Origin of the sequence: Dyadobacter frigoris, assembly GCF_005280585.1 — a bacterium.
GTDB classification, from domain to species: Bacteria; Bacteroidota; Bacteroidia; order Cytophagales; family Spirosomataceae; genus Dyadobacter; species Dyadobacter frigoris.
Map to the genome: position 1 here is coordinate 242,295 of NZ_SZVO01000001.1, position 22,414 is coordinate 264,708.

General features: G+C 38.9%; 21 protein-coding genes. 13 read left to right on the forward strand and 8 right to left on the reverse strand.

Features of this window, described 5'->3' with window-relative positions; genetic code table 11:
• Positions 1-198: 198 nt before the first annotated feature.
• Positions 199-408 carry a four helix bundle protein gene (locus FDK13_RS01105; protein WP_229215856.1) on the reverse strand — a complete coding sequence of 70 codons (210 nt, stop codon included), beginning with the start codon at positions 406-408 and terminating at the stop codon, positions 199-201.
• Between the two features lie 343 nt (positions 409-751).
• On the opposite strand from FDK13_RS01105, the gene lpdA reads away from it, so the two are divergent.
• From lpdA to FDK13_RS01120, 3 genes are all read left to right on the forward strand, one after another.
• Positions 752-2,149, forward strand: a complete 1,398-nt coding sequence (lpdA, locus tag FDK13_RS01110; RefSeq protein ID WP_137338132.1) for a dihydrolipoyl dehydrogenase — start codon at positions 752-754, stop codon at positions 2,147-2,149.
• A gap of 298 nt (positions 2,150-2,447) precedes the next feature.
• On the forward strand, positions 2,448-2,927 hold the full coding sequence (locus FDK13_RS01115; protein WP_137338133.1) for a nucleotidyltransferase: 480 nt from the start codon (positions 2,448-2,450) through the stop codon (positions 2,925-2,927).
• Positions 2,928-3,032: 105 nt separating this feature from the next.
• Complete coding sequence (locus tag FDK13_RS01120) at positions 3,033-3,620, forward strand: hypothetical protein (protein WP_137338134.1); 588 nt, start codon at positions 3,033-3,035, stop codon at positions 3,618-3,620.
• A 31-nt stretch (positions 3,621-3,651) separates the two neighbouring features.
• Here the strand turns inward: FDK13_RS01120 and FDK13_RS01125 are convergent, their stop codons facing one another.
• Positions 3,652-4,650 carry a polysaccharide deacetylase family protein gene (locus FDK13_RS01125; protein WP_137338135.1) on the reverse strand — a complete coding sequence of 333 codons (999 nt, stop codon included), beginning with the start codon at positions 4,648-4,650 and terminating at the stop codon, positions 3,652-3,654.
• 68 nt (positions 4,651-4,718) lie between these two features.
• Between FDK13_RS01125 and FDK13_RS01130 the strand changes: the two genes are divergently transcribed.
• From FDK13_RS01130 to FDK13_RS01145, 4 genes are all read left to right on the forward strand, one after another.
• Positions 4,719-5,324 carry a hypothetical protein gene (locus FDK13_RS01130; protein WP_137338136.1) on the forward strand — a complete coding sequence of 202 codons (606 nt, stop codon included), beginning with the start codon at positions 4,719-4,721 and terminating at the stop codon, positions 5,322-5,324.
• A complete protein-coding gene (locus tag FDK13_RS01135; protein ID WP_137338137.1) occupies positions 5,257-6,279 on the forward strand; it encodes a hypothetical protein in 1,023 nt (340 codons plus the stop codon). Before FDK13_RS01130 ends, FDK13_RS01135 begins: the two co-directional genes overlap by 68 nt.
• Positions 6,280-6,376: 97 nt before the next feature.
• Entirely contained in the window at positions 6,377-7,363 is a 987-nt protein-coding gene (locus FDK13_RS01140) for a hypothetical protein (RefSeq protein ID WP_137338138.1), read from the forward strand.
• Between the two features lie 25 nt (positions 7,364-7,388).
• Positions 7,389-7,829 (forward strand): META domain-containing protein, encoded by a 441-nt coding sequence (locus FDK13_RS01145; protein WP_137338139.1) that lies wholly within the window; start codon positions 7,389-7,391, stop codon positions 7,827-7,829.
• A gap of 119 nt (positions 7,830-7,948) precedes the next feature.
• Here FDK13_RS01145 and FDK13_RS01150 read toward each other — a convergent pair whose 3' ends face one another.
• The 3 genes from FDK13_RS01150 to FDK13_RS01160 all read right to left on the reverse strand — a co-directional run bounded on the left by FDK13_RS01150 (position 7,949) and on the right by FDK13_RS01160 (position 10,713).
• Positions 7,949-8,932, reverse strand: a complete 984-nt coding sequence (locus FDK13_RS01150; RefSeq protein WP_137338140.1) for a bifunctional heptose 7-phosphate kinase/heptose 1-phosphate adenyltransferase — start codon at positions 8,930-8,932, stop codon at positions 7,949-7,951.
• 108 nt (positions 8,933-9,040) lie between these two features.
• Positions 9,041-9,469 carry a GNAT family N-acetyltransferase gene (locus FDK13_RS01155; RefSeq protein ID WP_137338141.1) on the reverse strand — a complete coding sequence of 143 codons (429 nt, stop codon included), beginning with the start codon at positions 9,467-9,469 and terminating at the stop codon, positions 9,041-9,043.
• Positions 9,466-10,713 (reverse strand): bifunctional 3,4-dihydroxy-2-butanone-4-phosphate synthase/GTP cyclohydrolase II, encoded by a 1,248-nt coding sequence (locus tag FDK13_RS01160; RefSeq protein WP_137338142.1) that lies wholly within the window; start codon positions 10,711-10,713, stop codon positions 9,466-9,468. Before FDK13_RS01160 ends, FDK13_RS01155 begins: the two co-directional genes overlap by 4 nt.
• A 185-nt stretch (positions 10,714-10,898) precedes the next feature.
• Between FDK13_RS01160 and FDK13_RS01165 the strand changes: the two genes are divergently transcribed.
• The 4 genes from FDK13_RS01165 (at position 10,899) to FDK13_RS01180 (ending at position 16,340) form a co-directional block, all read left to right on the forward strand.
• Positions 10,899-12,833 carry a T9SS type B sorting domain-containing protein gene (locus tag FDK13_RS01165; RefSeq protein WP_137338143.1) on the forward strand — a complete coding sequence of 645 codons (1,935 nt, stop codon included), beginning with the start codon at positions 10,899-10,901 and terminating at the stop codon, positions 12,831-12,833.
• Between the two features lie 138 nt (positions 12,834-12,971).
• Positions 12,972-14,903, forward strand: coding sequence for a T9SS type B sorting domain-containing protein (locus FDK13_RS01170; RefSeq protein WP_137338144.1), 1,932 nt, complete (start codon positions 12,972-12,974; stop codon positions 14,901-14,903).
• Positions 14,904-14,945: 42 nt separating this feature from the next.
• Positions 14,946-15,293, forward strand: a complete 348-nt coding sequence (locus FDK13_RS01175) for a YbaB/EbfC family nucleoid-associated protein (protein ID WP_137338145.1) — start codon at positions 14,946-14,948, stop codon at positions 15,291-15,293.
• Between the two features lie 15 nt (positions 15,294-15,308).
• Positions 15,309-16,340: a glycosyltransferase family 2 protein gene (locus FDK13_RS01180; RefSeq protein ID WP_137338146.1), complete on the forward strand. Its 1,032-nt coding sequence runs from the start codon at positions 15,309-15,311 to the stop codon at positions 16,338-16,340.
• On the opposite strand, the gene FDK13_RS01185 is transcribed toward FDK13_RS01180, so the two are convergent.
• Positions 16,321-16,542, reverse strand: a complete 222-nt coding sequence (locus FDK13_RS01185; protein WP_137338147.1) for a PspC domain-containing protein — start codon at positions 16,540-16,542, stop codon at positions 16,321-16,323. The genes FDK13_RS01180 and FDK13_RS01185 overlap by 20 nt on opposite strands.
• A 351-nt stretch (positions 16,543-16,893) precedes the next feature.
• Here FDK13_RS01185 and FDK13_RS01190 point away from each other — a divergent pair, with 351 nt between their 5' ends.
• A complete protein-coding gene (locus tag FDK13_RS01190) occupies positions 16,894-17,088 on the forward strand; it encodes a cold-shock protein (protein ID WP_026629450.1) in 195 nt (64 codons plus the stop codon).
• A gap of 76 nt (positions 17,089-17,164) precedes the next feature.
• Here FDK13_RS01190 and lysS read toward each other — a convergent pair whose 3' ends face one another.
• Positions 17,165-18,880, reverse strand: coding sequence for a lysine--tRNA ligase (gene lysS, locus FDK13_RS01195; protein ID WP_137338148.1), 1,716 nt, complete (start codon positions 18,878-18,880; stop codon positions 17,165-17,167).
• Between the two features lie 272 nt (positions 18,881-19,152).
• Here lysS and FDK13_RS01200 point away from each other — a divergent pair, with 272 nt between their 5' ends.
• Positions 19,153-21,678: an AsmA-like C-terminal region-containing protein gene (locus tag FDK13_RS01200; RefSeq protein ID WP_137338149.1), complete on the forward strand. Its 2,526-nt coding sequence runs from the start codon at positions 19,153-19,155 to the stop codon at positions 21,676-21,678.
• Here the strand turns inward: FDK13_RS01200 and FDK13_RS01205 are convergent, their stop codons facing one another.
• Positions 21,679-22,389, reverse strand: coding sequence for a response regulator transcription factor (locus FDK13_RS01205; RefSeq protein WP_137338150.1), 711 nt, complete (start codon positions 22,387-22,389; stop codon positions 21,679-21,681). It abuts the gene before it with no gap.
• Positions 22,390-22,414: the final 25 nt, after the last annotated feature.

Genomic DNA, 22,414 nt, shown 5'->3' on the forward strand with positions numbered 1-22,414 from the left:
TTTATTAAAAGTCAATTATTGTCAAATGTGGTCAGGAAATTGTCATTTGTTGCGGTCCGCCGCGCGGTCAAGGGTAGTCAGAAAATCGTCATTTGTTGTCAGGGGTAGTCAGGAAGTGGTCATTTATTGTTCGCGATTCCTGACTATCAATGACAACCCTTGACAAAACCTGACTATAAATGACTACAACATGACAATTTATTTGCCTATCGTCCTGATATAGTTATTGAGTTTCACCGACAATGATTCGCAAAGTTGGCTTAATTCTGTGAATTTTTCTATGCTTATCAGATTTCTGTTTTTTGCTTTTGCGAGCCATGTTACTGTCTCCTTTAAAGAACCACGTGCATAGAAGCAAAAGTTCAACACCATAGCCATCTGATAAATATGCAGCTCTTCAAGTTTCATAAAATAATAGTTAGTCAACAATAGATCATGACTATAAGTACGCAAATCTGACGATCTGGTAACTTAAAAACTATCCCTAACAACCCTTGACAAAAAATGACTGACTATTGGTTATCAGGAAATTGTCATTTGTTGTCAAGTGTAGTCAGGAAATGGTCAGGAAGTTGTGAGCGATGCCTGACTATAAATGACAACCCTTGACAATACCCGACAACAAATTTCCTGACAATCATGACTATTTCCCGACCATTCCTGACGATTACCTGCCGTTTTCATAACGATATTTACTACCTTTGCATGAAATTTTTGTCAACCCATTTCTTTCAAATAAAAATACTAGAAAATGGCTCAAACGTATGACGTGATTGTGGTTGGTAGCGGTCCTGGCGGATATCCGGCAGCTATTCGTGCTTCACAATTAGGATTGAAAGTAGCAATTGTAGAAAAAGAACTTTTAGGTGGAATTTGCCTTAACTGGGGCTGTATTCCAACCAAAGCCCTTCTTAAAAGTGCGCAGGTATTTGAATACATTAAACATGCGAAAGACTACGGGATTAATGTAGGTGAATATTCTGCTGATTTCGGAGGCGTTATCAAACGTAGCCGCGGTGTTGCAGATGGCATGAGCAAAGGAGTTGCTTTCCTGATGAAGAAGAATAAAATCGACGTCATCATGGGAACTGGTAAAGTGAAAGGTGTAAAAACAGTTGAAGTTACTGATAAGGACGGAAAGAAAACTGATTATACTGCTGGTAAAGGTGTTGTGATTGCAACAGGTGCCCGTGCCCGCGAATTGCCAAATATCAAAATCGACGGTACGAAAGTAATTGAATACCGTAAAGCAATGAGCCTTGAAACCCAGCCAAAAAGTCTTTTGGTAGTAGGTTCTGGTGCGATCGGAATGGAGTTTGCTTATGTGTATGCGACAATGGGTACGAAAGTTACTGTTGTTGAATTCCTTCCAAATCTTGTTCCTGTTGAGGATGAAGATATTTCGAAAGAAATCGCAAAACAATACAAAAAACTGGGTGTTGATACGTATGTAAATTCTTCTGTTGAGAGAGTTGATACGAGCGGAAACGGTTGCAAAGTGACTGTAAAAACACCGGACGGAGAAAAAACTTTTGAAGTTGACGTAGTGCTTTCAGCAGCGGGTATCGTTTCGAATATCGAAAATATCGGTTTGGAAGAAGCGGGTATCAAAACAGATAAAGGTAAAATTTCTGTTAACGAATGGTACGAAACCAACGTTCCTGGTTTCTACGCGATCGGTGACTGTACGCCTGGCCCTGCTTTGGCACACGTTGCTACTGCGGAAGGCATCATCTGCGCAGAGAAAATTGCAGGTCACAAAACGGAAGCTTTGGATTATGGCAACATTCCTGGCTGTACGTATTGTCAGCCTGAAATTGCTTCTGTTGGTTTCACTGAGAAAAAAGCGAAGGAAGCTGGTTACGATATCAAAGTGGGTAAATTTCCATTCAAAGCATCGGGTAAAGCTACGGCTGCCGGCGCTACGGATGGTTTTGTAAAAGTAATTTTTGATGCTAAATATGGTGAGTTCCTTGGAGCACACATGATTGGTATGAACGTTACGGAAATGATCGCTGAGGTTGTAGTGGCCCGTAAACTGGAGACTACTGCACACGAAATCATGCGTTCAATTCACCCTCACCCAACCATGTCTGAGGCTTTGAAAGGAGCAACTGAGGCGGCTTATGGTGAAGCAATTGATCTTTAGGATTTAGCTTTTAGCGATTAGCTTTGGCCATAGAATATTATGAGAACCTCGGTGGATTTTGGTCTGCCGGGGTTTTTATTTTTTTTACAGAAACCGGTCAACTGGAATTACGTTTTTTTGAGTATTTGTAATTAAAATTTCCATAGCTTTATATCAATAACAACTTGTTAATGACATGTCTCATAGTGACTTTCATATAAAATCGCAGTATTCTGAAAATATAGAAAATTTCAGCCGACTTAACCGTTTGGCTGGAAAACTATATCGTTCGAATCCACTGAATAAAAAATCGATTTGTATGGATATTAGTAGTGAAGATGTTCAGCATCTGTTAAAAAGTCTCAATCACTTCCAGGTAAAATATCTTCTGATCGGAGGAATGGCAGGTGTTGTTCACGGACATATTCGCACTACTCAGGATATGGATCTTTGGATCAAAAATGAAACAGAAAATACAAAAGCATTAGTTAAAGCTTTATCCGAAAATGACGTAGTTGGTAGCAATTTGCTTTTAAACATGCCGCTTATTTTCGGTTATACTTCCGTCCGTTTTGGAATGTCAGGATTTGAATTAGATCTGGGACATTCTCTAAAAGCATTTTCGGAAGCTGATTTTGATACTTGTTATGATCGCGCTTTGCAGGCGGATCTTGATGGAATTCCATTTCCTGTCATTCAGCTCAAAGATTTGATAACGGAAAAAGAAGCGACTGGAAGACGCAAAGATTTGGCTGATATTGAAGAATTACAACGTATTTGGGAAGAGAAGCAGTTGTAATCAAATATCTTGATCCGATATAAATTATTGCTATTTAAAATTCTGATAGTAAACGTTTTGAATCAATCTTTATTAATTTCAACAAATAAAGATTAAACTCAAAATATGAAAAAACTTCTCCTCCTTGGTTTATTGGCTATTGTCGGTTACGGACTTTTTGGAGCTGCATCTTTTTACATAGGGAAATACATGGATTACTGGGAACGTTCATGGGCTTATAGTCGGGATGAGAAAGCAGTTTTGCTGGTAGGAAAGTGGGAGGGAAGTTTTAAAGATCCTGATGGAATTGACAAGGAAATAAAATTGGAAATTCTGGTACCGGAAACGGATTCTGAGCGGTGGGACAAAGCATTTAAGAAAACTACACATCGTTTTGCTAATACAAAGAGGAATTTTGAAGGTCTGGCGACTGTCACGAGCAAACTCGGAACTGAGTATTATGAACTGTCTGGAAAGGTGAATGAAGATGACAATCGTGAAATTTATCTGAATTTTCATCCGGATGAAAAGAAGAAAAAAGTGCTACCTAATTTCCTTTTAACGGAAAGTAATGATGCAAAATGGGATATTAATACAATAACTTTTCTTGCCAATTTTACATATCATAAAGCCAACGACACAGCACTTTATGAAAGCAGTAATCCAAAACATAAAATGAAAATCAAAGTAAATTTACAGCGTGTTCAATTTTAAATTTTCTTTTCAAACACGCTGTAAAATACTGTTATTTCACTTTTTGGCGACGCTGCATCGCCTCCCTCCAAGTTGTCAGAATAATACCTTCTTTCTCTATATATTTTCTTAGTTCCGGATCGATCATAGCCAGAAAATCTCCTTCGCGGGTCGGGAATGAATCAGAAATTTTTGGGAATATTTCGGAGTGGATGGTGCAGTGCATGATCACCATAGTAAGGCCAGGTTTTATGTTTTTTATCGCCTCAATATATTTTTGGGTTTTGTATTTTTGAAGTGCTTTTTCAGATTTGTCGCCGGATTCTGGCCCTTTCCAGCCATAACTAGAATTCTCCAAATCGTCCAAAACTGGCAAGCCTGCATCCCAAAGTTGTTTGCCAACCATTTGCGTCATGGCTAGTTGATCGGCGATTATTTTTTCCTGAACCTGCACGACAGAATTATGTCCGCCGGGAAACATAACCGGGATTTTTTCTTCCATGCCAACTTTTAAATAACGCTGCAAAAATTCAGGTGTCGCGAAAAGCGTTCCCATGTGCGAATCCAGGTGCGTGGGTGTAAAACCCATCGTTCTTGCGCGATCAAGCTGAGCGCGGATTTCTTTTTCCACTTCATCCGGCGAAGCATTTTTAACAACATCGGCAACACCTCTCCACATCGCTCCTTCCGAATCAACCATACCTTTAACCTGATTTTTCCCGGCGAGTGGTCCCCAGCGGTAATCTTTCCATTCAGAAGTCATGGTTAAATGCAAACCTGCATCCGTTTCAGGATTTTCTTTTAAATAATGAACAAAACCTGGCACCCAGCCGCACGGCATCATCACGCTCAGCGAAGTGGCGACGCCTTCTTTTATCGCTTTAATTGCTCCCTGATTGGATTCATAGGACATGCCGACATCATCGACGTGCACGATAAGAACTTTCTTGCCTTTTGGATAGCCGAGTTTTTCGGCGTAGGTCAGTTCGGAATTCTGAGCTTTGACACCAAAGGAAATGAGTAATATTAATAATAGAAATGACTGCCTCATAAGATTTTATATTTGATTATGTTTGTCCGAAAGAAATACCAACTTTATCACTTATATCTATACACACAATGAAACATTTAGTACTAGTTTTTTTACTCGTTTTGTTTTCGTGGTTTGATACTTTTGGACAGGAATCCAAGGCAAGGGAGATTGTTAAGCTGGCTTTGAAAAAGCATACATCGGGGAAAGTTTTGAAACAGTTTGAATTCGTCATGACTTATGAAAAACCTGGTAAAACAAATTCGGGGATACTTCAACAAGATAGATTTCTAGCTTTTATGGATTCGTTAACATTAACGATGCCGGATTCGATGAAAAAGGAGATGGAAATTCAGAAATTAGAGATGAAAATAAGTCTATCTCAAGAGATTTATTCTCTTTATGCAGGTCAGGAAAGAAGATATTATGTTGACTTACCTTCTCAGACAATTGCGCAGATTGGCATAAGCTCTAACCCAAGAAAAGGCAGGCCAGATTCAACAAGAACGGTTTATAATTTCAAGAAAGAATCTTTACTAAACGAAGCCTTAATAAGCAATCCTCTCGCTCTTCTGCAATTTATAGACAATGATACAATTGAGTTAAATTACACTGGCATTATAAACATTGAAAATATTGATTATCATGTTATTCAGGCAAAATTGGGAAAAAAAATGGGTGGATGTTTATTTTGATCAGAAAAGTAATGTATTGAGTCGATTAATAGTAAACGGTGTAGATGAGCATCCATTTCTGGCGAAAGGTCCTGTTAATTTCAAAGAGATTACCAGTTACACTAATTATAAGAAGAAAGGAGAGTTTTTATTACCGGAAATGATAGATGAAATAGACACCAGAAATGAATTCACGTTAAGAAAACAACTTAATTGGGTCAACTTAAATGATCTGTTTGCAGCTTCTACATTTAATCCTGAACCTGTTTTTGAGGATCGGACAAAATTTATAATCAGTGAAATGGGTAATGGTTTGTACGTTCTGGAAAGAAGCGGTGGCTCTGTAAATGAACGTTTTTTAATAAGACTTGACAGGAGCGGTATGGTAGAAATATTTTCAGCTCTTATTATTAATGATGGCTTAAATAAAGCCGAACTAGATGCAGTCAAATCAAAGTTTCTGGGTTACGATATTGAAAATGTGTTCAATATTGGAAAAATTTGGTCAATTGAATCATTGTCCGGTTTTTATTCAAACAAGACAATGATTTATGCACCTAAGGAAGTAGGAATGTTCGCGGAAGAAAAATTACCAGCAGATTCAGAGGAAGTATTAAAAAGAAATGAAGTTCGGAAATTGGGATTATTAATGACTTTCGACAAAGAGTTTCAAACCGAAAGCGTCGAAACACTTATTTTAAACCCTGTTCGAAATGATGATTTTGAGTCAATTTATGTGGATTACTATTTGCCAAAAGAACGGACCATCTTTTTATATGGCAATCCATACAGTGCTGATAGCAGTACCAAAAGTGCAACACCAAGGGAAAAAATTCTTTACGACCTCATAAAGAAAAGATCATTGAAGGTTGATCAATTAGTTTATTCCGGTGCTTACCTTAACAACGCCCCACTATTCATGACTTTTAAAGATTTTGAAACCCGCATAAAAAATACAGATTTTTTCGATCTATGACAGAGATAAAAGATAACCGCCTCGATCATAACTGATACAAATACAATACCCAATTCATTTTCTCGTTATTTGCCGAAAACACCCCGACAAATAGCGTATGAATATTTCCCGACATTTACTTTTCGGCTTTCTTTTTATGACGGTTTCTTCGGTTCAGGCACAGCATTTTGCTTTGAGCCGGTTGTTTTATCCTAATGTAACTCTAAAGGCGGATTATAATGTTCCGTCAAATTTGGGTGGAGGAACGGGGAAAGATTTTGGTTATTCCAGAGCAGGATTTTTTGGAATAATTCCTATTCAAAGTGAAGTGCAGTTAGGGTATAGTCTGCAAAAGAAATTTGACTTGCGTGCTGTACACACTGTTTTATTAACCCAATACACACAAATTCAGCCAACAGTTGACGGGAAAAATATTCCGGATAACGGATATAAAACATTGTCGGTAGGCGTAATCCGATTACAAGCCAGTATCAAAGACCGCCTTTGGGTGTATGGCGGCGGACTGGGGATGACAGAAAGTAATGAAACATTTTTTACGCCTCAGCCCTTTTTCTGGGGAGGTGCTGCCCGGATGCATATCCTCGGATTACACACGCAGATCATATACGGCTCGATTCTTACATACAACCAGAAACTTCGTTTTGTGCCCGTTTTTGGTGTTAATAAACGTTTTGGAAGAGACTGGCGTGTTTCCGCTTTATTACCATTTATGGCCAATGTTAATTACCGGTCAACAAATTGGTTTAATGTGGATATGTTAGCCGGACTGAATGGTTACAGCGGCGGTTTTCAAATCCAGACACCGGAAGAAAAGATGCTGAGACGTGAAAATTATCGCCAGATCAAACTGGGTATTTCGGCCAACGCGCATTTATTTACCGTAATCAATATCTCTCTGGAAGCTGGCGTGACTACTTTCCGTCAGCTGAAAACTTTCAATAGTGCGCATGAAACCCTGACGGCTTACACGCCGGCAACTACACCTTATATTGGAGCGAGTGTAAGATACATTACCAGCAAGTCAAAATTATCAAACCGGTTTACGCGTAAAATGGGATTGGGAGGAGGAGGAATAAATTGGTAGCTTTAAGAAACAAAAAGCTCGTACTATGAAAAAGTATCTCGTTGTTATTCTTTTGTTTAGCTTGTTCTCAGCTTGCAAATCAAATAAAAAAGTGGTAGAAAATTCCAATACAAATTCAGCTTCTTCCTCGCTGGAAGGTACCTGGCAGTTGAATTATCTTATGGTGCCTGGAAAATCTTTTGAAGAATTATACCCAGATAAAAAGCCTGAAATCAAATTTGAACTGGGTGAAAAAAGATTCAGCGGAAATACAAGCTGCAATTCTTTTACAGGAAAACTGAATCTGGATGGCAACAAAATCAGTTTTCGTGATCCGTATGCAATGACGAAAATGATGTGTCCGGGAGAAGGCGAAAGTGTATTTACCCAAACACTGAATAAAGTGAATACTTATGCGGTGACTGACGGAAGTACGTTAAACTTTATTAGTGGAGATATGGCGATTATGCGTTTTACCAAAAAATAAGATGCTTGTAGAAAAGCCATTTAGTTTCACAGAAAATCAAGGTGCAGAGCACCGTAATATTTGTAGAAAAGTACCAGCCCCCCCGGAATCCATAGGTGCAGCGCACCGGAATAATCAATTTAAACCAACCCGAATTTCTCTGCTTCCGTTTTCAATAGTGCTTTGTTAATCGGTACCACACCAACCAATTCACAAACCAAACCACCGCCAAGATTAGAAATTCCTGCTATTGACCTTGGTGGAAGTCCAAGCGCAACACAGCACGCTGCTATACTGATAACCGTATCACCAGCTCCTGAAACGTCAGCGATCTGACGGATGTGTGCAGGAAGTTTATGCGTTTCTTCATTGAAATCAATAAAAACACCACGTTCTGAAAGCGTGATCAAAGCTCCTTTTGCATTTAAAGTTTCTTTCAATTGCTGAACCGTAGCCTGTAACTCAGCAGGGTTATCCACATTGAATTCCACTTTCAAACCTTCACGAAGTTCTTTTAGATTTGGCTTGAAAAGTGTTACGTTATTGTAAGAAAGGAAATTGCGTTTTTTGGGATCAACAACAGTTGGAACATTATGTTTAATAGCAAAATCGGTGATTTCCTTGATCGATTCGGCAGTTAAAACACCTTTGTCATAATCTTCAAAAATAATGACGTTGCAGGAAGGAATAAGTTCTTTCGCTTTGTTGACAAGTCTGTCTTTTTCTTCAGTTGAAACAGGTTTATCTGTCTCTGTATCAATTCTTACAACTTGCTGAGAGCCAGCAATTATTCTTTCTTTTATTGTGGTAATTCTATCATTACTACGAATTAAACCTTCACAATTCAGGCCTTTTTCTTTCAGACTATTTTCTAATAAATCGCCAGAATTATCAGTACCAATAACCGTACAAATAATCGCTTCTGCGCCCAAAGCCTGAACATTCAAAAGTACGTTTCCGGCACCACCAAGACGATATTCTCGATTACTTACATTAACTACCGGAACGGGTGCTTCGGGAGAAATACGCTCCACTTTTCCCCAGACATAGGAGTCAAGCATAACATCGCCAATGACAAGAACGCGTAAAGTATTGAATGCTTCAAAAACCTGATGGATATTCATTAAAAGTAATTTTGTCTGGTTTCCCGTTGTTGATGAAAGAATTTGAACAGCTATCTTTTAAAGGATGGCCGCCAAAATTCGCACAAAGGTCTGAAAAAATCAAACCCTTCAGACATTAACAACAAAATGCATGCTTGTAATTTGAAAACGTTTGTTGAGATACAGTCGGTGTGCATCAGTTCTGGCGGCACTAACACCGGAGTCTAAGTGAACCTGAGTGCAACCTTCTTTTTTGGCATAATCCAATATCCAGTCAACCAATTTTCCTGCATATCCTTTCCCACGGTTTCCAGGAAGTGTGGATAAGTCATCAATGTAAATGTATTTTCCACGGAAGAGATTATAGCCGGTTTCAAAAACGGCAACGGCTGCAGCATTGCCATTTTCTTCAATAAAAATGATTTGCCTGTTATCTTCCAGCGTTTTTTCAACAGCTTCAAGATATAAATCGTCTGTTAAAGAAGGCCGCAGTGCCTGGATAGCACTGCGGCATTTTAGGATGTCGCTTTCCGTTGCGACAACTTGTATGTTTGTCATACCTGCGATCCAGGAAAAGATAAGTGACTAAGATTATGTCCCATTTTATCACGCTTTGTCAGCAGATATTTTTCATTATAGGGATTTGAAGGAATTTCTATAGATACTGAATCAACAATTTCCAGTCCGTATCCGATTAAGCCAGCACGTTTTTTAGGATTGTTTGTGATCAGTTTTATTTTTGTAATGTCAAGATCGCGCAGAATTTGTGCACCCACGCCGTAATCACGCTCATCGCTGCCAAAACCCAGTTCAAGATTTGCTTCAACAGTATCACGCCCCATTTCCTGAAGCTTGTAAGCTTTCAGTTTATTTAACAGGCCAATTCCTCTTCCTTCCTGATTCATGTATACGATAACACCTTTTCCTTCTTTACTTACCAAATCCATGGCCGCATGAAGTTGAGGACCGCAATCGCAGCGGCAAGATCCGAAAATATCACCGGTCATGCAGGAAGAATGAACACGGACCAGAACGGGTTCGTCTTTTTCCCAACTACCTTTTACCAAAGCCAAATGCAGATCACCAGTATTTACCTGACGATAAGCGATCAGATCAAAATGTCCCCACTCGGTTGGCATATCGACGCCAATTTCTCTTTTGATGAGTGATTCTTTGCGTAAACGATATTCAATCAGATCTTTAACACTAACCAGTTTTAAATTGAACCGGTTAGCAATTTCCCTAAGCTGAGGCAAACGGGCCATCGAACCATCTTCGTTCAAAATTTCAACCAAAACCCCAGCGGGAGCTAATCCGGCAAGTCTTGCAAAATCGATGGCAGCTTCAGTATGTCCGGTGCGTCTTAGAACACCACCTTTTTTTGCCCTCAAAGGAAATATATGTCCCGGACGACCAAGATCGCCTGGTTTGGTCTCAGGATTCACAAGTGCCTGAATCGTTTTCGCGCGGTCACTCGCTGAAATTCCGGTTGTGCAGCCGTTGCCCAGTAAATCCACTGAAACGGTAAATGCAGTTTCATGAAGTGCAGTATTATTACCAACCATCATGTCCAGTTCCAGTTCTACACAACGCTCCTCTGTAATAGGCGCACAAATTAATCCTCGGCCTTCTCTGGCCATAAAATTGACGATTTCAGGCGTAACCAACTCTGCGGCACAAATAAAATCGCCTTCATTTTCACGATCTTCATCATCCACGACAATAATCATTTGTCCTTTTTTGATCGCTTCAATGGCATCTTCTATCGAATCCAATACTATGGAATTACTATTATTATTCATTATTCGGGTTGACAAAAAATAGTTTTACAGGAAAACACGTTTTAGGGATGTAAAGGTACAGTCTTAATGTTGAAATGTCTTAATTTTGCACCTTCAATGAGTGAACAATCCATTTCAATGAAGGGTTTCAAAGTGTGTTATTTCCAGGTTTGTACGTGTCTTTTTTTACTTTTGGTACATGCTTCATGAGATTACAACTACTATCGTTATTATTCGTTACGTTTTTATTTCAATCTTTTTGGGTGAATGGACAAGCACCAATTGTAACTTCCGGCTATTGCAGTACTGGCGGAGGTGATTTTGATGTTGTTCCATTTGAGGGTTGCGGAAGTTTGACTGTCACCCTCAAAAATAATGTTGTTGGTGCACAAAATGTAGGTTATATAACCAATTATGATGGTGTAAGCGAGCCAACCGGTCTTAAAGATGTTTTTTCAGAGACTTATAGTCAGCCCGGAACTTACACCATTTTACAAGGAGGTAGCAAGGCAGGAGTAGGATTTACTTTATGCAAGCAGATTAACGTTTACGAAAGAAAAAAAGTAAATGCTACGCTTGAAGTCTGTGGAACAATTGCAAAAGTCACTATTATAAATGATGCTACCGCCAAATTGTATGATCACCTTGAAATAAACTGGGGGGACGGGAAACCAAATTCTGAATGGAAAGATGGAGGAGGGCTGATATTTACCCATGCTTTTACCGGAACTATACCCCAAGTGATTGTTAAAGGGATTCATAAGCCTTCTGTAACATGTACAGGATTGGAAAATGTACTATCTGCTACTTCACAAAGTATTCCGCTTGATACAATTAAGGTAGGAAGAATAGAAATGACAGTTGATGGTAAGATAAATCTCCTTTATAATGGAATTGAAAATATTGAGACCGAAATTTTATATGGTGAAAAAAATGGGTCGTTTCTGTCGGTAGAGAAAAAATCCTCCGGAGGTGTTGGTAGTGTTACGATAGAAAATATTAATCCTGAGATTGAATATAAAATTAAATTGGTTTCAGAAGATGCATGTGGCGGCACAATAGTCAGTGACGAGGTTGGGACTATGGTTTTGAAAACCACGGCCGAGAAAACAGGAAACCTGCTCGAATGGAATAAATATGCTTACAAAGGCAATTTTACCGGATATCAGCTTTTGAGAGATGGAGTTGTTATTCACGGTTTTCAGTCTATCGACGATGTTCAATGGGTTGATGAAAGTGCGGTTTGCGGCCTGACTTATGAATACAAGATCGTTGCGTTTACAAAATTGCTACGATCTTTTTCTGCGCCGAAAACGGTAAAAATGACAAGTTCCAAGCCAGAAAAAATTGTCCAGGCCAGTGTCAGTGTAACAGCTCCTAATGTGATAACGACAGGCGTTGTGCTTGCGGGTGACGGATTAACGGGAACGTACAATCTCATTGTTGAAAGAGCAGATTTGGGAAGTTCCGACTTTACGAAAATCTCCGGTGCAAAAAATCAGCAAACTGAGTTTGAGGATAAAACGGTAAATACTGGCGTAAAATCTTATTGTTACCGTTTCAGTTATGAAAATTCATGCCCGCTCAGTTCAGAATTCAGCGATCCTGTTTGCTCAATACTACTTCAGCAATCACCGACAGATATTTCCTGGACAAATGATTCGCCTTTTTCTCAGGGAATAGAATCTTATAGTGTAATCCAAAATGAATCAAACATTGGGACCACCGATACGCCTGTTGGTTTGATAAACAGCCGTCCCTTAAATTTAGATAAACAGACAAAATCCAGCTATTCCTTTCAGATTGTTGCTCATTCAAAAACCGGAAACCTTTTAAGTTTTTCCAATATTGTAAATTATACACAGGAATTTGTTCTGTTTGTTCCCGATGCTTTTACGCCGAATTCGGATAATATCAACGAACGTTTTGAGGTAAAGGGCCTCTTTGTCAACACTTTCAAAATGTCTATTTTTAATCGTTGGGGAGAAGTTGTTTTTCAAACTAATGATATTAACAATAGCTGGGACGGAATTATTAATGGCGACAAAGCCCCGGCAGGATCTTATGTGTACAAGGCAGAAATAACGGATAGTTCTGATAAATCGTTTTCCAAAAGCGGGGCTTTTCTTCTTATCAGGTAACTTGATTATTACGGATAATTATATCTTTTCTGTTGAAAATGAACATCTTAAAGCTGAAAATTTTAACTTTGAATTCTTGGAGCAAATTCAGGGTCAATACATCTTATCAGTAGCACACCCACTCATTTATACACACTTATGAAAAGACAATTACTCATAACTTTTTTATCATGCCTGTTTGTATGTAATGTTTCTGATCTTTTTAGCCAGGGTTTATGCGATAATGGCGGTGGCGGGTTTGAACTGGATAAATATGAAGGATGTGCACCGCTGACCGTAAAAATTAAAAATACTGTTCCGAATTCTTTTAGTGTAGGGTATGACGTCAATTATGATGGTCAGTCTCAAAATCCTTTACTCGCCCAGGGGTTGCCGTCTACCACATACTACAATACAGGAAATTATACCATTTTACAAGGAGGAAGTATTTCGACCGGGCCGATTTACGCATGTAGAAAAGTAAAAGTTTACGAAAGCAGATATCCAAATGTCCAGTATACGTCGTGTGGAGGAGGGAAGATAAAACTTTTGTTTAATGATGACATTATTTTACAGACTTACGACAAAGTAGAAATCAATTGGGGTGATAATTCTAATGATGTCTTGAATAAAGGCAATGCGCTGGAACTTGAACATACTTATGCAAGTATAACAACCAGCCCGGTTGTAAAAATAAAAGGAATTTTCACCTCAAACACAAACTGTGCAGAAGGACTGGAATTGTCTATTGGAATATCTTTTCAGCAGCCGCTTTTGAAAAATATTCAAATCAAAACAGTTGAGATGAAGGGGAACGGCAGTCTGGAAGTATCTTATGAAGGAGTCACGTCAATTGCAACGGATATTTTAACAAGCAGCGACGGAGGAAACAATTATATAATTGGCGGTACCAGAACTTCTGGCGGGACTCAATTTTATCGTGTTCCCAATCTTAATGTCTCACAGGTTTATCAGGTAAAACTGGGTTCTAAAGATTTGTGCGGAGGGAAGCAGGATAGTGAAATCGTTACCAGTATGATTTTAAAAGGTACTTCGGGTAACGAAAAAAATTCCATCTCATGGAATCAGTATCCAAATGCTGCCGACTTTCAGGAATATCAGCTGATGCGTGATGGGGTTATATTGAAATCTTTCAGTGATATCAAGACAATTTCCTATGATGATGAGGATGTACAATGCGGCGACAGTTTTGAATATTCAATTGTTGCCGTAACCAAAATCATTCAGTCTATTTCAGCACCGGTGATTATTAAAACTACGTCCACCTCTCCAAAACCTGTTGATCAGATGTATGTTACAGTAAATGGGGATGATTTGATTGAGTTAACTGCTCTTATTCCCGGATCTGGCTCTAAATCAAACTATGAAATAACTGTTCAGAGATCTGAAGGAGCGGGAGGTGCTTTTAAAAAGGTTAACACACTTTACAATGAAACTACTTATCAGGATTTTGACGTACAAGCAAATAAAAATTCCTACTGTTATCGGTTAATTTATCAAAATGCCTGCGGACAAAAAGCTCCTGTTTCTGAACCGGTTTGTTCTATACTTTTACAAAACCAAAATTCGTTATTTACCTGGACAACGGAGAAACCATTTTCCGATGATATTCAGTCATACAAAATGAGTCAGACCGGATCTGCGGGTTCCAATGCAGAGATAGATATGAAACTCCAGAATAATTTTGCGCCGCAGCTAACCGGGCAAAGTGATCCGGCATATACTTTTCAGGTCCGGGCAGATTCAAAAAATGGAAATTTTCAAAGTTTTTCTAACCTTATTTCATTCAAAAGAGATGCCGACATTTTTGTGCCGACTGCTTTTTCGCCAAACGAAGATGGAATTAATGATATGTTTGAAGTAAAAGTTTCCATGTATAAGTCTTTTAAAATGTCGGTATTAAACCGGTGGGGTGAAGTTATTTTTCACTCTGATGACATGTCTAAAGGGTGGGACGGTATGTTTAAAGGTAAAATTGCAGCAGTAGGATCATACATTTTCGATATTGAAATTGTTAATAATATAAATCAAACCGTTAAAAAAAACGGTACTTTTGTGCTCTTGAAATAATGAGAGACCTGTTTAAATACACCATTAAGATATAGAATAGATATGTTTGGAAATATGGCAGACATGATGGGGCTGATGGGCAAAATGAAAGACCTTCAGTCTAAAATGAAAGAAGCGCAGGATCAGCTGGCTGGTATTGTGGAATCTGCCGAATCGGGCGGAGGAATGGTACGTGCAACGGTAAACGGGCAAAAGACGTTGATCGGGCTTGAAATTGATAAAGACCTGATTAATCCTGACGATAAAGAAATGCTTCAGGATTTAATTGTTGCAGCTGTAAATAAAGCGTTTGAAAATCTCGAACCAAAAATTAAGGAGCATCTGGCAAAAGCAACTGACGGAGTTCTTCCAAATATTCCCGGATTGGATTTAGGGGGTTTCATGAAATAACGTCCTCCGATTAGAATGACTTCAAATGTTGCAATTGTTATCCTGAATTATAATGGCAGGCATTACCTTGAAAAATTTCTTCCAACAGTTTTAAATCATTCTGAGGGATATGAAATTTGGGTTGCAGATAATGCATCCACAGATCATTCCCTGGAATGGCTTGCAAGCCAGTATCCTTCTGTAAAAATGCTTTCCATTTCCGAAAATAAAGGATATGCGGGAGGTTATAACAGGGCATTAAGCCAGATTGATGCTGAATATTATGTATTATTAAATTCTGACATAGAAGTAACTCCGGGTTGGATTGAGCCGGTGATTGCTTTTATGGAAACGGATGTAAATATTGCAGCCTGTCAACCGAAAATAAGAGCGTACGATCTTCCTACACATTTTGAGTATGCCGGAGCCGCAGGGGGTTACATGGATTACCTCGGTTACCCTTTTTGCCGTGGACGGATATTCGATACGCGGGAAGAAGATCTTGGGCAATATGATGATGAAATCGATGTTTTCTGGGCAACAGGCGCATGTCTTTTCGTGAGGTCAGATGCTTTTCATAAAGCAAATGGTTTTGACGAGCGGTTTTTTGCACACATGGAAGAAATTGACCTGTGCTGGCGGTTATTGGACCTGGGTTATAGAATCACATTCAGCGGAAAATCAGTAGTTTACCACGTTGGAGGTGGAACGCTTCATAAATCCAATCCCCAAAAAACATTCCTGAATTACAGGAATAATCTGATCATGCTTTTCAAAAATCTTCCCGTAGGAAGAAGGAAGAAAACATTGTTTTTCAGATTAATATTAGACGGAATTTCCAGCGCACGCTTTGTAGCCTCAGGTGCATGGCCGGACGTTTTTGCTATTATCAGAGCGCATTTTGCATTTTATGCCATGATGCCTAAATTGATAAAGGAGCGGCATCAGACCACTTATCGGGCTCCGCTTTATTACAGAAGTATTGTCTGGGAATATTTTGTTTTGGGAAAACACCGCTTTTCAGAACTGACAAGAATTTTATTTCCTCCTAAAGCTCCCAAATCGTAGGTGTGTTGTGTTTCCGCCAATTTTGGCGCATTTCCATCCAGAACGCCAGCACCAGATACAAAATAATCGGTGAGCCGAATGTCATGAAAGTGGCATAAATGAAGTAACGGCGGATACTACTAGCCGGGAAATTGAGTTTTTCACCCATTCTTGCACAAACTCCAAATATCTGATTCTCTACAAAATAACGAAGACGATCCATAGTATCTTTTGGAATAATTAGCTCATAACTAGCAATTTTCTCTGCAATATACAAAGAGTAAGGGAATTTTTACGGATCGTGATTTATTAGAATTTGACCGTTAACTTGGAAATTTTCAAATTCTTGATGCAAATAAATTGTTTTCCGAACAATTTTTGTTTCTTTGTGATTAGAGAAGTTGTAAATGGTACATTATTATTGGGAAGCCCCGGTAAAAATATCCAAAATTTATTCTGTCAATCCGTTGAGCCTCCCTCAATAATTTGGCAAAATAGCATTAAGGTTTACTAATGGAACTTTTGCAATTCTTGATGTATTTTCAACTTATTTCATTTTTTTATTTCCACTATTATGCCAACAGGTACTGTAAAATTTTTCAATGAAGCTAAGGGATACGGCTTCATCGTTGAAGACGACACAAACAGAGACATCTTTGTTCACGTGACAGGATTGGGAGGACTTACTATCCGTGAAAACGACCAAGTTGAATACGAAGTCGTTGAAGGAAAAAAAGGACTAAACGCTGTACAAGTTAAAAAGATATAGTTTTTCTTTCTTGTCAGAACAAAAAAATACCGCAGTGATGAGTTGCGGTATTTTTGTTTTATAACAAACCGAAAAATTATTCCACCCAGGTTTTTACATCTTCAAGTCCAGGCATTTTTTCGTCAATCTTCAATTTTTTACGCATACCTCCTAAATCGTTAAATATTTTATTCGGGCTTGATGCTTTCAACTGTTCAATGGTCAGGATATTCATTTTTTGTAAAGCAGGGATCCATATGGCTGGAACATTAGCTGCAACATAATCCGCTTCCTTTGCCATTTCTTGTTTCTTTTCAGGACGCATATGCGGGAAGAAAAGAACTTCCTGAATGCTTGCATTATTAGTCAGAAGCATGGTTAAACGGTCAATTCCAATTCCGATTCCGGATGTTGGAGGCATTCCGTATTCCAATGAACGAAGGAAATCTTCATCCATTTCCATGGCCTCATCATCTCCGCGTTCTTTCAATTTTAGCTGATCTTCAAAGCGTTCGCGTTGTTCAATCGGATCATTTAACTCTGAATAAGCGTTTGCGATTTCTCTTCCGTTCACAAACAATTCGAAGCGCTCGACCATGCCTGGTTTTTCACGGTGTTTTTTGGTCAAAGGCGACATTTCAACCGGATGGTCCGTGATGAAAGTTGGCTGAATGATAAATTCTTCCACTTTGGCACCGAAAATTTCATCAATCAGTTTTCCTTTACCCATGCTGTCATTCACATCCATACCCCAGGCGCGGCATTGATCACGAATCGCAGCTTCATCCAATGCATCCACATTCAGTCCTGTATATTGATGAATTGCGTCTGTGATGCTTAATCTTTGGTAAGGTCCGGCAAAATCCAGTTCAACATCACCAAAAGTAGCTTTTGTAGTTCCGTTTACAGCAAATGCAACTTGTTCCAAAACTTGTTCGGTCATACGCATCATCCACAAATAATCTTTGTAGGCAACGTATAACTCGACCGTTGTAAATTCAGGATTATGGGTGCGGTCCATACCTTCATTCCGGAACAATTTCCCGAACTCATAAACCCCTTCAAAACCACCAACGATCAAACGTTTAAGGTGAAGTTCGGTAGCGATACGCAGGAACAGATCCGTATCAAGTGCATTATGATGTGTTTCAAACGGACGGGCAGCTGCGCCGCCGTGGATAGTCTGCAAAACCGGAGTTTCAACTTCGAGCCATCCTTTTGAATCAAAATAAGACCGCATGGTTGTAATGATCCGCGCACGTTTTATGAAAATATCACGCACTTCCGGATTCACGATCAAATCCACATAACGCTGACGATAGCGCAATTCCGGATCTGTAAATCCATCATGAACCTTGCCGTCTTCATCACGTTTTACAACAGGTAAAGGACGAAGCGATTTATTTAAAATCTTGAATTCCTGAACATGAATAGAGATTTCACCGGTTTGGGTCGTAAATACAAATCCCTGTACGCCAATGATATCACCAATGTCCAGTAATTTTTTAAATACCGTATTATAAAGCGTTTTATCTTCTCCCGGACAAAGATCGTCGCGGCGGAAATACAACTGGATACGGCCCGTACTATCCTGCATTTCGGCAAAAGCGGCACTTCCCATAATCCGGAAACCCATTAAGCGGCCTGCAATCGTGACGTTCTTATAATCTATCTTATTGTTTTCGTAATTCTTTGTTATATCAGCAGCAGTGACATTTACTACAAATTCCTCAGCAGGATATGGTTCAATTCCCATCCTGATTAATTCCTCGCGCTTTTGGCGGCGCAATATTTCCTGTTCGCTCAGTAGCATTTTTTATAACTATATTAATGAAAATGATAACTCTTTGAGTTGCAAAAGAGTGCGCAAAATTAGCATTTTTTGCTGTTAATACCGAAGTTGTGGAAAGGAAGATCATGAGGCGGCAAAAAAAAGGGAAGAAATGCTGGCATATTATTTGCATAGATTGAATTTATGGCGAATGATCTGATTTAAAAGTAATTTCTCCGGGAATATTGGGAGAAGCTTTGTAGCCATTTCAATACAAATCAGTTACTTTTATCTTTACATGTAGAGACCCCTCAATGTTTCAAAAAATATTAAAAGGTGTTGCAATTTTTGCACTTTTCATTGGTCTGCTGATTGCAGGCGTGGAACTTTGGTTTTATAAAAATCAGGAAGAGATTTTTGTAAAAGTGAAGGCTGCTGTAAATGAAGAAATCAATGGAAGTCTGGAAATTGAAGGTTTTAGATTCCGGCCTTTCCAGGATGGTTTTGGATTTAATTTTACACTTTACAATGTTATTCTACGCGATAGTCTTTATAATCAGCATAAAACGGATCTTCTCAATGCCAAACTTATCCATGTAGCGCTGGATTTCGGAAGTTTTTATAAAGGGGTTATCCGGCTTCAGAATCTGGTTATACAGGATGGTAACGCTACGCTTTTTGTTAGGAAAGACGGTTATACGAACCTTTCAATTTTTGGAGCGAAAAAGAGTAAAAGTAAAAAGAAAGATTCCGGAAAAGGTGATCAGCTGATTGATAAACTTGGACGTATACATCTGTACAATTTTGGTTTCCGGTTTGCAGATTCCACTACCGGGAAAAAATACGGAGCCGTTTTCCGTGATGTTACCAACCGGGTCAGTCATTCAGATTCGTCGTGGAACGCAAATATTAATGGCCCGATATTTTTTGAAGGACTTACTTTCAAACCTGAAAAAGGTGGGTTTCTGATCAATCAGGAAACTTTTGCAAATTTATCTCTTTCCTATAATCAGCGAAAAAGGTATCTTTATATACGGCCGTCTTCCCAGCTTCGGGTTGCTTCGCAGGATATTATTGACATTAAGGGAAAATTCGATTTGAGTGAAAAACCGGCACATTTTAACCTGAGTTTTGGCGCTCATAAAATTGAGGTTAGCGACGCTATAAAATTACTTCCGCAGAAAATCGGCAAGTCAATAGATTCTATTGGAGTTAAAACAAAAGCCACTGCGCGGGTGGATGTCGTGGGTATTTTCTCGCATGAGCCACCCGCTGTGGACATTTCTTTTGAAACGGATACCTTTCAATACCAGCTTCCTATTGGCATGTTGCGAAATATGAAAGCGAAGGGCAATTATACCAATCAGGCCGATAGAACAAAGCCTCCCGGATTATTGAATACACAGGTTAGCACACCTGATATCAAAGGTTTTTTTGAAACATTACCTTTTAGTTTTGATTTAAAAATTGACAACATTACGGATCCAATAGCATTAATTCGTGGAAAAGTAAAAGCGGATTCAGCAACAGTAAACGGAATTCTGGATCCTAAAAGATACGTTGTCAAAGGCGGGGAAGCCTATATTCAAATTCATTATGACGGAAGTCTGCGCAATTTTTATAACCCCAAAACGGATCAGTTTAATGGAAAGCTGGTTGGCAGATTAAATCTTGATAATCTGGCTCTGGATTATGTTCCCAGAGAAGTTCATTTGTCAAAAGTGAATGGAGATATTTATTTTGACGAAAAAGACTTTTTGTTGCCCGAGTTGAACATGAACGACGGGCACAATGCTATGTATGTGAAGGGTAGCATTACCAACCTGATCCCGTATCTGTTTGGATCTCCAAGGATATTGAAAGCATCGGTGGACATGAACATTCCAAACTGGAAAATGAACTGGATGGAAGTTTTTGTAGGAAAAAGAAATGTCAGCCGGAAAACAAACAAGAAGAAATTCAAACTTTCAGATATGCTTGATAATGTGATAGATAAGATGGAAATTGATGCTAAACTTCAATCGAAACATATGGTGTATCATCATTTTTCTGCCAACAATATGAAAGGATTGATCACCGTCAAAAATAACATCGTTGCACTCAATAACTTTTCAATGAATGCTTTTGGGGGAGGGGTAAAGATTTCCGGCTCTATCAATAATCCTTATTCGACAGAACCGCCGAGAGTGCAAATTAAAGGGAATGTTACCAATGCAGATGTTCATTCTGTATTTTATTCTTTCAACAATTTTGGACAGAAAGCGGTAACGCATTTGAATCTGAAAGGAAAACTAAATACAGAATTCAATTTTTCTTCCAACCTTAAAAATGATGTGACGATCATACCGAAAAGTATGAAAGGAGAAGTTAAGCTGAACCTGGAACATGGACAGATTATCAACTTTGAGCCCTTTTTGAAAATGAAAAGGCTGATATTTAAAAATAGAAATCTGGAACGGGTAAGGTTTGCACCAATAAAAAATGACCTTATTTTAAACGGAGAAGAAATCATTATCAAACCGATGGAAATTGAATCGAACGTAATGACTTTATTTCTGGAAGGAATTTACAGTTTTGGAAATAAAACGGATATCAGTATTGAAATACCGCTAAGAAACCTGAGCCGGAGAGACTCCACATACCAGCTTAATCCTAATGACCCGAAGAATAAAAAGGGATCTAAGATTTATCTTCGGGCCGTAGATGAAAAAGGTCAGGTTAATATCAAACTGGCTTTCAGGAAAAAGAGACCAAAAAGTGAGGATGAAAAAGATGACAAGGAAAATGCAGAAGACAAAAAGGATGAAAAAGTTAAAAACGATGAAAAAATTAACAACTGATTATTCTGCTTCGTCTGTAAACATGTAACCTACACCTTTCAGTGTTTTGATATAGCGGTCACCTAATTTTTCACGAAGTTTTCGAATATGAACGTCAACGGTGCGTTCCAGAACATAAATGTCGGCACCCCAGATTTTTTGCAATAATTCGTCGCGACTGAAAACTTTATTTGGTGTTTGGGCAAGAAAAAACAAAAGTTCAAATTCCTTTTTCGGTAATACAATCGATTTGTCCTGTCCTTGTGTTACAGTATAATTTTTCCGGTTGATAATTAAATCCAGCACTTCAACCTGGTCGCCGGAATCTGCTTTTTGTGCTTCCCGGCGGAACAAAGCATTAATCCGGCTCATCAGCGCGCGGGGCTTAATTGGCTTGGTGATGTAATCGTCCGCGCCAACCTCAAAAGCGGCCACTTCAGAATATTCTTCGGAACGGGCAGTCAAAAATAAAATGTAAGTATGTTTAATATCCGGGTTCTGGCGTAAAATTCTTCCCGTTTCAATGCCGTCAAGCTGAGGCATCATGATATCCAAAAGGATAAGATCAGGAATAAAAGTTTTTGCCGCTTCTATGGCTTTTCTGCCATTGGAGGCCGTTTGGACGGAATATCCTTCTTTAACAAGATTATATTCCAGAAGCTCAACTATGTCTGAATCGTCGTCAACTACTAATACCTTCGGTGCTGAGTGGGTTGCTTTTGCACTGCTCATGTGATGTTTCGGGGTTAAATCCAAT

Excerpts from the sequence above, each read along its gene's own strand:
- FDK13_RS01145 (WP_137338139.1), top strand. The coding sequence starts at position 7,389 with ATGAAAAAGTATCTCGTTGTTATTCTTTTGTTTAGCTTGTTCTCAGCT.
- FDK13_RS01190 (WP_026629450.1), top strand. The coding sequence starts at position 16,894 with ATGCCAACAGGTACTGTAAAATTTTTCAATGAAGCTAAGGGATACGGC.
- FDK13_RS01155 (WP_137338141.1), bottom strand. The coding sequence starts at position 9,469 with ATGACAAACATACAAGTTGTCGCAACGGAAAGCGACATCCTAAAATGC.
- FDK13_RS01200 (WP_137338149.1), top strand. The coding sequence starts at position 19,153 with ATGTTTCAAAAAATATTAAAAGGTGTTGCAATTTTTGCACTTTTCATT.
- FDK13_RS01185 (WP_137338147.1), bottom strand. The coding sequence starts at position 16,542 with ATGGATCGTCTTCGTTATTTTGTAGAGAATCAGATATTTGGAGTTTGT.
- lysS (WP_137338148.1), bottom strand. The coding sequence starts at position 18,880 with ATGCTACTGAGCGAACAGGAAATATTGCGCCGCCAAAAGCGCGAGGAA.
- FDK13_RS01150 (WP_137338140.1), bottom strand. The coding sequence starts at position 8,932 with ATGAATATCCATCAGGTTTTTGAAGCATTCAATACTTTACGCGTTCTT.
- lpdA (WP_137338132.1), top strand. The coding sequence starts at position 752 with ATGGCTCAAACGTATGACGTGATTGTGGTTGGTAGCGGTCCTGGCGGA.
- FDK13_RS01180 (WP_137338146.1), top strand. The coding sequence starts at position 15,309 with ATGACTTCAAATGTTGCAATTGTTATCCTGAATTATAATGGCAGGCAT.
- FDK13_RS01120 (WP_137338134.1), top strand. The coding sequence starts at position 3,033 with ATGAAAAAACTTCTCCTCCTTGGTTTATTGGCTATTGTCGGTTACGGA.
- FDK13_RS01175 (WP_137338145.1), top strand. The coding sequence starts at position 14,946 with ATGTTTGGAAATATGGCAGACATGATGGGGCTGATGGGCAAAATGAAA.
- FDK13_RS01165 (WP_137338143.1), top strand. The coding sequence starts at position 10,899 with ATGAGATTACAACTACTATCGTTATTATTCGTTACGTTTTTATTTCAA.
- FDK13_RS01125 (WP_137338135.1), bottom strand. The coding sequence starts at position 4,650 with ATGAGGCAGTCATTTCTATTATTAATATTACTCATTTCCTTTGGTGTC.
- FDK13_RS01205 (WP_137338150.1), bottom strand. The coding sequence starts at position 22,389 with ATGAGCAGTGCAAAAGCAACCCACTCAGCACCGAAGGTATTAGTAGTT.
- FDK13_RS01170 (WP_137338144.1), top strand. The coding sequence starts at position 12,972 with ATGAAAAGACAATTACTCATAACTTTTTTATCATGCCTGTTTGTATGT.
- FDK13_RS01115 (WP_137338133.1), top strand. The coding sequence starts at position 2,448 with ATGGATATTAGTAGTGAAGATGTTCAGCATCTGTTAAAAAGTCTCAAT.
- FDK13_RS01160 (WP_137338142.1), bottom strand. The coding sequence starts at position 10,713 with ATGAATAATAATAGTAATTCCATAGTATTGGATTCGATAGAAGATGCC.
- FDK13_RS01130 (WP_137338136.1), top strand. The coding sequence starts at position 4,719 with ATGAAACATTTAGTACTAGTTTTTTTACTCGTTTTGTTTTCGTGGTTT.
- FDK13_RS01105 (WP_229215856.1), bottom strand. The coding sequence starts at position 408 with ATGAAACTTGAAGAGCTGCATATTTATCAGATGGCTATGGTGTTGAAC.
- FDK13_RS01140 (WP_137338138.1), top strand. The coding sequence starts at position 6,377 with ATGAATATTTCCCGACATTTACTTTTCGGCTTTCTTTTTATGACGGTT.